This window comes from Aquimarina longa SW024, from assembly GCF_001401755.1.
Lineage (GTDB): Bacteria > Bacteroidota > Bacteroidia > Flavobacteriales > Flavobacteriaceae > Aquimarina > Aquimarina longa.
In genome coordinates, this window is sequence record NZ_AVQK01000074.1 from 1 (window position 1) to 3,364 (window position 3,364).

Genomic DNA, 3,364 nt, shown 5'->3' on the forward strand with positions numbered 1-3,364 from the left:
ACGAAAGCTTTTTGCCTTTACTCTTTTTCCTTTATGGTCTATCTTTATTCCATAAGAAAAAGCCGATTTACCTTTTTGCTCTAAACTTTTTAGCGTTACTACTTTTCCATCACCTCCAAAAATAATTTCGTATTTATCTAGTGGGAATTTCTCGTGAAAATCACTATTAAAAATATTCTTAAAATCATTGATACGACTTCTTATCCCTTCATTTTTAGAATCATTATAGTGAACAGACTTTAAATATTCTAACTCTCTATTTTTTAAAAGACTAACCCATTTTTCTTCATCTTGGTCATAAATCACATCAGCATAATGATCATAAAACGTCAATATCTCTTGTTCCAATTCTTTTTGATCTAGATCTGATAACACTTGCGATTCACTCCATCCTTTTAATTCATAAGGTACTTCTGCTTCAAAAGTAAACGTTTCTTCATAATAAGGCAATCCATCAGTAAGGGTAGCATAATGCTCTTTTACGACATCATAGGCTCCTGCTTCATATGGTCGTTTTTTATCTCGTTTAAAAATTTTGAGCCTAAAACTATCATCAGCATCTATAGTGGTATATTCTTTACCATCTATTTTACCAAGAGGAAATAACTTAATTGTCACTTTCTGAGTGCCACTTTTTAAAATTAAATCATTAAAAGGTGTGGCATGATTCATCAATCCTACATTTTCATAATGTTTAAAAGCTAAAAAGCCATTAATATAAATTTCATAAAAACAACCACTCTGATATCCTTCTATAAAATATTGTGGCATAGTGGTATAGTCTAGAGAGTCTACATTACTATATAATTGTTCTATAGGTCTTTTCATATTGTTTTTTTTATGATCTTGTGCGCAAGAGCCACAAAAAACAAAAACCGATAGTAAAACAGTAGCCCAATAGGATATAGCTATTTGCACCCTCATTATCATTATCGTATAATCTCTAGTTTATTACTGCCTTTGGGTTTGTGAAGAAATAGATAAGTGTAATACTTATATTTATAACTTTCCCCATCTTCTACTTCCTCTATAGCATGGTAATAAGCAGATTCTCCACGTTCTATAAGCCCCTTTAAAGTTACAACTCTACCATTCCCTCCAAATATAATCTCATATTTATCTAATGGATATTTCTCTTTAAATTTACTGTCAAAAACATTAATAGAATGGTCTATCCTACTTTGGATTCCAGAGTTTTTGGAATCGTTATAATGAACAGACATAAGATATTCTAGCTCCCTATTTTTAACTATTCTTACCCATTTTTCCTCATTTTGATTATATATAACATCCGCATATTCATCATAAAAATCTAGAATTTCTTTTTCTAATTCTTTTTGATCTAGTTCTGTAAGTATTTGTGATTCGCTCCATCCTTTTAGGTTATACGGCACTTCTGCTTCGAAGGTAAATGTTTCTTCATAATAGGGTAACCCATTGGTAAGAGGGGCATAATATTCTTTTACGATATCATAGTCTCCTGCTTCATATGGTTGTTTTTTATCTCGCTTAAATATTTTAAGCCTAAAACTATCATCAGCATCTATAGTTGTATATTCTTTACCATCTATTTTACCTAGCGGAAATAGCTTGACGGTTACTTCTTGAAGACCACTTTGTAAAATCATATCATTAATCGGAGTCGCATGATTCATTAAGCCTACATTTTCATAATGTCTAAACACTAAAAGTCCATTGATGTAAATCTCATAAAAGCAACCGCTTTGATAGCCTTCTATAAAATATTGTGGCATGGTAGTATAGTCTAGAGAGTCTACATTACTATATAATTGTTCTATAGGTCTTTTCATATTATTTTTTTTATGGTCTTGTGCACAAGAAATAAGAGTAAAAGTGCAGCATAGTACTGCTATGATTTGTTTAAAAGAGTTCATTATTTATAATACTTTTCTGGTTTGTGTGGATTAAATATCTCAAAGATATAGATTCTACCTAGACTCGCTGTACCTTCTCCAAATTTTGGAATTTTTTCTGGTTTGTTTTTTTTATTAGAATCAAACCTTTTCTTACCCATAACTTTAAACTCTACATTCTGAAAATACTCTCCTGTGATTCCATCAAAGAATAGGGTGTCTTCTAGATAGGGACCTAAATCTGGATGAATTCCAAATCGTCGGGTGATCCCTGCTGCAGTATGTAAGTTTAGTTTTCCTTCTGCTTTTGCATGTGCTTTTATAGGAAACAATTTAAAAACCTTTTTTTGCCATTTTCCTTCTATTTTTACTTCTCCCTCTAGGGTAACTCCTATCTGCCCTTGTAACTGTATGATGTCTCCATCTTTTAAGACATTACCACCGCCACCTTCTTGATGTACAGCAGTATTATTGATTCTAAATTCTTTTTTTAGCGTATCGTATAGGATATTAATATCAAAACTAATAATCCCTTCTACCAACGCTGTTACTTTAAATTCTTTCAACGCTTTGGGTAATCGTTCAGGATCGAATTCATATTCTGATGAGATTGCAATTAGAGGGTCTGCTCGTAATGTATATTGTATAATCCTAGTAACTTCTCCTAGCTTATCTTTACTTTGTTCTCTATGAAATCCAAAATTACAACTCACTTTTGGCATATGAAATGTAAGGTTGTATTGCTCTCCAAATTTTTCTGCGCTCTTTTTTAGTTTTTTAAATTTCTTAGCTACTCTAGCAGCTTTGTACATGCTTGGTGCTACCTTACCTCTGGTAAGATAAATTAATAGCAGATCTATAGCAATGGAAAACAATACCATTTGGAAAATGTAATAATTAAGCACCGCCTTATAAGGTTGGATTTCTGAATAATTGATAAGCCGATCTTTATCAACCATTGCATGAAATCCTAATGCTACCTTAGTGATGCTTTCTTCTACAAATTCATCAATAATGCCTTGTAGTTTTTTCCAATCTTTTTTACGTTCTTCATTATCACCTAACATATACTGCTCTACAAATGGCTTTATTTGATTATTAATCCATTCTAAACCTAATGCTATCCAAGACATATAATCACCATACCCAGTTACAAGGGGTACTTTTTTATCGTTATAGTATAGTATATTTTCATCATCTACTCCATAATTAAGATGTACTGCCCATACTACATCGGGGTGTATTAAAAATTGTGGAGTACGCACATACCGACAACTTTGTACAGATATAAATATAGGTACTTCGGATAACTGCAATGTAAGATATCGAAGTAAAAATGTGTCTTCGCTATATGAATTATAAGGATAGGCTACAGTAAACTTTAGCTGATTTGCTGTTCTGGTTTCTAGATCATAAGGTTGTACATTACCAAAGATGTTATTCTTGGTATTTAGAAATTCTTTTGTCTTACCCCATATCGTTTCCTCATA

The 3,364-nt window shown here is 31.9% G+C and carries 3 protein-coding genes; all 3 read right to left on the bottom strand.

The annotated features are described in order from the left end of the window. A partial coding sequence (locus N456_RS08825) for a hypothetical protein (RefSeq protein ID WP_148639262.1) occupies positions 1-924 on the bottom strand: 924 nt, incomplete at its 3' end. 5 nt (positions 925-929) lie between these two features. Further along, positions 930-1,895: a hypothetical protein gene (locus tag N456_RS08830; RefSeq protein ID WP_062056034.1), complete on the bottom strand. Its 966-nt coding sequence runs from the start codon at positions 1,893-1,895 to the stop codon at positions 930-932. Beyond that, positions 1,895-3,364, bottom strand: a 1,470-nt coding sequence (locus tag N456_RS24375) for a hypothetical protein (RefSeq protein ID WP_082422489.1), incomplete at its 5' end; no start/stop codon positions are given. The genes N456_RS24375 and N456_RS08830, both read right to left, overlap by 1 nt.